Origin of the sequence: Sphingomonas sp. CFBP 8760, assembly GCF_014841615.1 — a bacterium.
GTDB lineage: Bacteria > Pseudomonadota > Alphaproteobacteria > Sphingomonadales > Sphingomonadaceae > Sphingomonas.
Map to the genome: position 1 here is coordinate 1 of NZ_JACYUG010000042.1, position 6,929 is coordinate 6,929.

Below are 6,929 nucleotides of genomic sequence, written 5' to 3' on the forward strand. Positions count from 1 at the left end.
ACCGCACGCGCAATCAGGCAAGGCAGGACGTGTTCGATTACATCGAATGCTTCTACAATCCCACGCGCAGGCACTCGACCTTGGGCTATCTCAGCCCCATGGACTTCGAGAAGCAGGCTCATGTAGCCTAACTTGGTGTCCATGGGACCGGCAGCAGCTCAAATGCGCGCAACGGTGAAGCGGTGCAGCGCAACCACCGCCGCCCCAAATGGATTGAGCTTGGCGACGATGGTGAGTGGTATGTCCCGCCGGTTAAGCTGGAAATCGTGAAGCTTATCTTCTCAAACAGGATAGCCGGGATCGGAAAGGGGATGACCGCTCAAAAGCTCAACGAGCTTGCGAAGACGAACCCGGCTTTCACGCCATGGGAGCTTGATGCCGGTAAGCGGGCAGCGCCGAAGATGTGGAGCGCGACCTATGTGGGTCGAGTGCTGCGCAACCGTGCGGTTATGGGGGAGTGGCAACCCTACACTCGACCGCGCAAGGGTGAGCCTGCACCAGCCGGTGAACCGATTGAGGATTACTATCCGCGCATCATCGATCCGGCGACTTTTGCGCGGGCGAATGAGGAACGCATCAAAGATGCCTTGAAGCACCAAGGGCGAGGGCGCGGCCTGTCAAACCTGCTTGGCACCCGTGCGCGGTGCGGATCGTGCGGTGGTCAAATGTCCGCCTTGGGTTCGGCTGCTTACTTCATCAACAAGAAAGGCGAGAAACGCCGCCACTATTTCTTATATTGCACCGCCAGCAAGGTGGCCAAAACCTGCGATAACGCTCGTGGATGGACTTATGATCGTGTTGAAGGGCCTCTACTTGATGCGATCCTAAACCACGCAATGGATGATCAGCATTTTGCAAGCGACAATGGTGAGACGGCGGCGCTTGAAGGTGCGGTCTACGGTGCCAAAGCGGCGGTGGGTGAGCTTCAACGCAAGCTTAATAACCTGCTCGATGTGGTCGAGAGCGGTAATAAGGCTGCGATAGTTCGTTATCAACAACGCGAGATCGAGCTTGATACGGCCAAGTTGGCGCTCGCCAAAGCGGAGAACGATCTTTCGCAAGCACGCGGCAAGGTATCGCCCGCCGAACACCTTCGCCGCGTGTCGGAAGTGCAAGGCATGATGTGGGATGATGATCCCGATATCCGTTATCAAGCTCGTTTGAAGGTCAAACAGGCGCTCGCTGACATCATCGAATCCATCAAATTCTTTAAAGAGACGGGGAACGTCGCCGTCATGCTGGTTGACCGTATGCGGCGCATTGGGATCAACCACGCTGGTGAGATCATTGATGATATCGACCTTACCATGGTCGATCCTACGGTTGGCCCCGGTTATGGTCGGGTGATGCGGATGGAAGACGGTGAGATCACCTATGAGAATGATCTAATCCCCGACCAAGCGGCAGGATCGAAGGCGTATGTAAGGCGTCGGGCAAAAGCGGAGTGACCTACTCCACTAACCAATCCATCACCGTCTCCCCGGTGTGGTCGGGGAGAAACACGAACCACGCGAAATCCCGCATATTGTTCGCCACATGATCCTTGGTATCGACTTCCCATTTAGGGCGACGCGGAAGGTTGAGCACATAAGCAAGCCCAGCCTTACGCAGCCATTCGCTTCGCTTTTTGGTCGCCTGCCATGCTATTGATTGGAGGATACAGATAGGGCCGCTGATATGCGTCTTGGCCTTCTCAACAAATTCCATCGCTAGTGTGAACGGTGGATTTGTCACGAGATAGTCACAGCGCGGAAGATCGACCATGGATAGGTAACCGATGTTTGTGACCGTGCCACAATCACCAAGCCTCGTCACTTCCTCTTCTCGAATGTCATCGACGAAATGCGGCCCCGGATTGCCGCGTCTCATTATCTCTCGGATCATCCGACCATCACCGGCGGCGGGATCGTAGCCAATGCCGGTGAACCACTCGGGTTGGTAATCGATCAATGGAGTGAACGAATAAAGCGGCGTTCGGAACACTTCGTAACGCTCAACACGAGCGCGGACACCGTGAGTTTTGTTCATCCGGTATTTAGAAGGCCGGATGATGGCGGGTATTTCCAGCCCGCTACGCTCCATGACGCGCTTAATGGTGTTGTAGGTCACCTCACCCCCACGAGCGGCCGTAAAACCCCCTGCCCGCAGTCTGGTGACCATTTCAGGGATCGTTGCCCCCCTCCATACCTTTGATCGCCTTCAACAGCGGTAGGGAACGGATATGAGCATTGGCCACGCAGGTGGCACGGCTCGCGAGGATGCCGGGGCGGTAGAGCTTCACGGTTCGTTTAGTGCCCCTTTTGGCGATGAGTTCGTTTAGTCATGCTTGGCGATCACCACCAATCCCCAATGTCGATTTGGTTAGAATGTGCGGAAGGATCGGGCGGTGGTGGTAGGACCGTTAGCTTACCCCACGTCAGCATATACTTGAGATACACGAGTTGGCGGGCGGCATCTTGGTTTATTAGTTTTCGCCAAGTATGAACATCACTTCTGCGTGATCAGCATCAGGACCATCGAAGCAAACACCAATTCCATCAAGCCAAATATTTAATTGCGGATTTTCCTTTATGTAATTGCGCCTCCGCACCCTGCGCTCCTCGTCATGCATCGTAGCATCGTGACGAACAACGCGGTTTCCGTCCTTATCGTAGAGAGGATACGTTCTAATATCCACCTTGCGTGCGATTTCAAGTTTTTCACTCGACCACCCTGTCTTGGTCCCTTTGACAATCCCAGCGCTAATCATACGGTTGATATCTGTTCGAACCCACATCGATGTGTGGCCGTGTCCCTCATTGCACCACAACCCGCTAACCTCCTCGCGGGTTATCCCCGGATGTTTCAAGATCGCTGTATATATTTCGGAGTTTCTTGACCCACAGACGTAATACATGGCACGGTTCCTCATTCGGTGAGGGGCACCCCACCGTGGTTGATAATCAGTATTTTTGGATCGTTAGGCGGTTGGCCAGCGGCCCATGCTGGTGCGGCTGGCTTCCTACCATCCTCGCACTTGTGTTTCGTCATATCTACCGAGCCGCATCGGAGACGGAAAGCTACGGGTAAAGCGCCAGCGGTAGAAGGTAGCTCATTACGCTCTCGTGAGAGGCAGGATGCCCGCGGTTTTCAAGCGGCGATCCTGAAAGGATCATCCGTCGTCGGATCAATAAAACCGGCGATTGTCGCGCCGTCATTGAAGAACCGATAATCCGCATAGGATAACCCCTACTCAAACATGAAAGCACGAGCTTGACGATCAGTCCTGAAGGCGAGTTTGGGCTCCATGATCGAGCCATGATCACCGGTGCTCATCATGCGGCTCGCACGCGCACTCGCGGCTTCACGGCCTCGTAGAGCTTCACCGTCCGGGTCCGCCCACGCTTGCCGGCGATCTTGCCGTGATATGACTGGACGAAGCCGTTCACCTGAAGATCGACAAGCGCCCACGCATGGAAATTAACCGCTCTCGCGTTCGCTGGATCAAGGCCATGGGCGGGTAGAACAACCGCTCGAAGCTGATCGGCAGGTGATGGACCTAGCCTGCGAAGAGTGGACCAAATCGGTTCACGCAATGCTAGGCGCGGCGACTTTTCGTCCACCTTCGGCGGTGATGCTTCCGCTTGATGCTCATGGGCAAGGGCGATCATGAACTCACCGATAGAGGACCAGCGATGCGGGTCGGTTGCCACTGCGGCGGCGACCACAGGTGCCGGTGTGGTGATCACCACGGATGTTGGTGCTGGTGCGAGAGTTGTGGCCACCGGTGCTGGTGCTGGCCTCTCTGCGCCTCTTGGCATTTCGTCCCACGTCCGCCCATCAAGCGTCCGCCCCGCGTCATGCTTTGCGCGGTGCCAATCACCGACTTCATCAAAATTACCCCACTGTTTGAAGAAGAAAGCGGTGCGCGCGGCAACTGCCCGGTCACGTAGGTCACAAGCCCACGCGGCCTCCATCGGGCGGACTAACTGCTGGGAGTTACCAGACTCGCCGCCGACGATGATCCAGTCGATATCGATAAAATCAAGATCGGGGAGAGGCCCGAGCAACGGCTCGGCGCTGATGAACCGCACCTTTGCTGGAATCTTCCGAAGGAGGTCGGCGCGGCCGACATACTTGTTATTTTCAATCGAGACGCCCATCCATAGGTTCGGAGGCCATGGAAGCTGCGCGGCAAGCTTCACCGCGCGGTTCGGTCGCTTCGTCAGCACCTGATATGTGTGATGCGGGGTGCGCTCGATGATGTCGAAAACTCGTTTGATCGTCTCGTCTGTGACGCCCTCACCGAACAAGTCGCTCATCGAATTGACGAACCACAGGGTTGGTTGGCGAGTGCGGATAGGCTTTTCAAAAATACTATCGGGCGCGACACTGAAGACACCGGTCCAATCGACGCGCGCTTCATCAGCATCGTATTCCGTAACGTTCGCGTAGTGTGCAAAAAGTGTCTTCTTACGGTTTGCTTCCTTAATGGCATAGCAGTTGTCGCACCCCGACGAAACACGGCGACAACCAACCGTTGGGTTCCACGTCTTTTCAGTCCACTCAATCTTACTCATAATCACATTCTCCAAGGTTTTCCGATTCCAGACAGTTTTACAGACAGACTTGGAATCTGCCTTCAAACCGTCCAACCCCCTAGAAGTGAATTTTACATCGAACTTCGTCAACCCCAGCGGACTTATGCTCGCTATCTTATAATTGATTATCGTCGATGAGCCGTGTGACGAATGGCGGATTTCCTATATTTTTTGGTCTAAAAATTATTTTTAACGCCTGATTTTATAATTGATTATAGATGTGAAGCATCGTTGTTTTCTATTTTCTAAATTCTTGTTGCGTTGCCAGATTTGTTTAGCTATATCTCGATCCGACGAAGTTCGAACCAAGTCATGGACTGGAAGCCCTGACGGCCTTCCCTGAAATACCTAGAATACCCGGCCACCTCTGACGACGTGGCCAACCGATGAGCGGGAGTGCGCGCGCACGAATACTGATTATATGGCGAGATAAGCGATGTGGACGAAACGAAGCTGGGATGAGATCGAGAAAACGAACCGCGTGGCTCGGGCCCTGAAAAGCATGGAGCACCGCGCCAACGAGGTTGCGGATGGCCTCAAAAGGGCAGCGTTTCTGTATGGACCAACCGGCGTCGGGAAGACCCGAACCGTGGACCACGCCCTTACGCTTTTGAAGATTGAGGGGCGCAATCCTATCGAGTGTCAGCCATCAAATTACAAAGAAATGCTCGCTAACTTTGAGGAAGCGGATGGTCACCGCCCCGTCTTCTTTGATGAGGCGGATGTCATCTGGCGCTCGTCTCGAATGCTCAATATTCTAAAAATCGCAACCGATCCTCGCCGTGAACCATACCAACGGGTTTACGGCAACGTGAATATAGCAGCGCCCATCTTTGTGACGACTAACGTGGACCTGTCTGATAGATCAGCGTGGGATAAACCATTGCTGACCCACGGCGATGCGCTCTTCCGCCGCGTTAGTCCGCGTGGCGTCCCTGCCGACCGGGATGCGCTATTCGAATATAGCGTTGGCCTCGCATTGTATCAGAAGCTGCTAGAAACTTATTTTGTCGAGGATGGCCAGAAGCCTCGTAGATCGCAATCTCGACCGGCGGCTCGCCGTAGCGCGGCGATTAAATGGTTTTCAGAAAACAGGGACAACCTCACGACGATCTCGCCGGGGACGCTCGAAGCCGTCGCCGCTGCCTTCGACTATGATGACGACATTGAGCGCGAGGGCGATCTTGAGCCACTTCTGAAACCGGTTTGGAAGCGCTCCGCCCCTAGAACCGACGCTACGGACTGGCTGACTCTGATTAAGCAGAACTAACTTTCGACGCTCTGGTGATCGCGGCTGTCATCGAGGGATCGCAGATGATTTTCTCAACATCGAAGCTACAAGCTAGGATGCGGCGTTCATCTGCGCTTTTGCTATCGTTTCAGGCATGCAAGCTAGCGCGAGTTTCCAAGATCATTGGTGCCACCAAGCGCCAACGCAACGATGTGATCGACCACCCAAGTGGCCTCTACGCGCGCGTGAGAGCCGCAATAGCGGCACAGTAGCTCCATACTTGATATGTGACGCAAAGACGCCTGTATACGGCGCTACGGTCGCGTGGCTGCGATGATCCCCCCACCCTCTGTGATGATGCCTTCGGGCGGCTGGTGAAGGTGGGGGCTTGTTGGGCATTTGATATTCAGCCCCTAAACGGCCGTAGAACGGTTTTCACGGCCATAGGCCACAAGTACTTAACGGACGTCACAGACGCTCTGTGTGGGACTCTGCGGGGATCGTCATCCAGCCGTTGGAGCACAACCAATCGGCCAACGCTGGTCCATCGTGGATGAGAGCGATCGTGACGATATCGTCTTCGTCTTCCTCAATCTGGAATGTAACCAAATCTCTTACCGCATTGCTAATAGTAACCATTGCCTTATAATCGCCCTTATCAGTCAGCTTAAACAATGCTTCACAGTAAATATCAGATTGCCTTGTAGTCTTCCACCCCATCATTACAGTATCGATGCGCAGACAATCTCGGGTCATTGATCGTATAGCCGGAAGAAAATCATTTTCAGTCACTATATCGTTTTCCTATAAGGCGGCAACATCGCCACCGTCTCTATTTACGATAGCTTGAACTGTGGGTGCATTAATTAAATGCATCGGGATCGAACGAACGCCAAGATTCCGGTTGGATCATAGTGCAAATTACAGCCCCGCCTCCCGTGCCAGTCTGACCAACCGCTGTGACTCTCTGAAATCAGTATACGCGATGATGGCCACCGGTGCCGCGCAATCGTGCTTCACCACGGCGACCGGGGTGAGACCGTCCCGGAGGCCACCGCCAAAATCGTTAGAGCGGATTCCATTCAGTCCGGATCATAGCCGCAGGAGCTGAAGTAGTT

8 protein-coding genes are annotated in these 6,929 nt (G+C 54.3%); 3 read left to right on the forward strand and 5 right to left on the reverse strand.

Annotated elements, in window-relative coordinates; all coding sequences use genetic code 11:
* Nucleotides 1-131, forward strand: a 131-nt coding sequence (locus tag IFT82_RS20140) for an IS3 family transposase (protein WP_192129919.1), incomplete at its 5' end; no start/stop codon positions are given.
* A 51-nt stretch (nucleotides 132-182) separates the two neighbouring features.
* A complete protein-coding gene (locus IFT82_RS20145) occupies nucleotides 183-1,448 on the forward strand; it encodes a recombinase family protein (protein ID WP_192129920.1) in 1,266 nt (421 codons plus the stop codon).
* Nucleotide 1,449: 1 nt separating this feature from the next.
* Here the strand turns inward: IFT82_RS20145 and IFT82_RS20150 are convergent, their stop codons facing one another.
* The 3 genes from IFT82_RS20150 to IFT82_RS20155 all read right to left on the reverse strand — a co-directional run bounded on the left by IFT82_RS20150 (nucleotide 1,450) and on the right by IFT82_RS20155 (nucleotide 4,559).
* The gene (locus tag IFT82_RS20150) at nucleotides 1,450-2,109 is read right to left on the reverse strand and encodes a hypothetical protein (protein ID WP_192129921.1); all 660 of its coding nucleotides are present in this window, start codon (nucleotides 2,107-2,109) and stop codon (nucleotides 1,450-1,452) included.
* A 355-nt stretch (nucleotides 2,110-2,464) separates the two neighbouring features.
* Complete coding sequence (locus IFT82_RS20650; protein ID WP_207105858.1) at nucleotides 2,465-2,896, reverse strand: hypothetical protein; 432 nt, start codon at nucleotides 2,894-2,896, stop codon at nucleotides 2,465-2,467.
* A 418-nt stretch (nucleotides 2,897-3,314) separates the two neighbouring features.
* On the reverse strand, nucleotides 3,315-4,559 hold the full coding sequence (locus IFT82_RS20155) for a DUF5131 family protein (protein WP_192129922.1): 1,245 nt from the start codon (nucleotides 4,557-4,559) through the stop codon (nucleotides 3,315-3,317).
* A gap of 457 nt (nucleotides 4,560-5,016) precedes the next feature.
* Here IFT82_RS20155 and IFT82_RS20160 point away from each other — a divergent pair, with 457 nt between their 5' ends.
* Nucleotides 5,017-5,850: an ATP-binding protein gene (locus IFT82_RS20160; protein ID WP_192129923.1), complete on the forward strand. Its 834-nt coding sequence runs from the start codon at nucleotides 5,017-5,019 to the stop codon at nucleotides 5,848-5,850.
* Nucleotides 5,851-5,972: 122 nt separating this feature from the next.
* Here IFT82_RS20160 and IFT82_RS21595 read toward each other — a convergent pair whose 3' ends face one another.
* Nucleotides 5,973-6,089 carry an HNH endonuclease gene (locus IFT82_RS21595; protein ID WP_192129924.1) on the reverse strand — a complete coding sequence of 39 codons (117 nt, stop codon included), beginning with the start codon at nucleotides 6,087-6,089 and terminating at the stop codon, nucleotides 5,973-5,975.
* Between the two features lie 190 nt (nucleotides 6,090-6,279).
* Nucleotides 6,280-6,603 (reverse strand): hypothetical protein, encoded by a 324-nt coding sequence (locus tag IFT82_RS20170; RefSeq protein ID WP_192129925.1) that lies wholly within the window; start codon nucleotides 6,601-6,603, stop codon nucleotides 6,280-6,282.
* Between the last annotated feature and the right edge of the window lie 326 nt (nucleotides 6,604-6,929).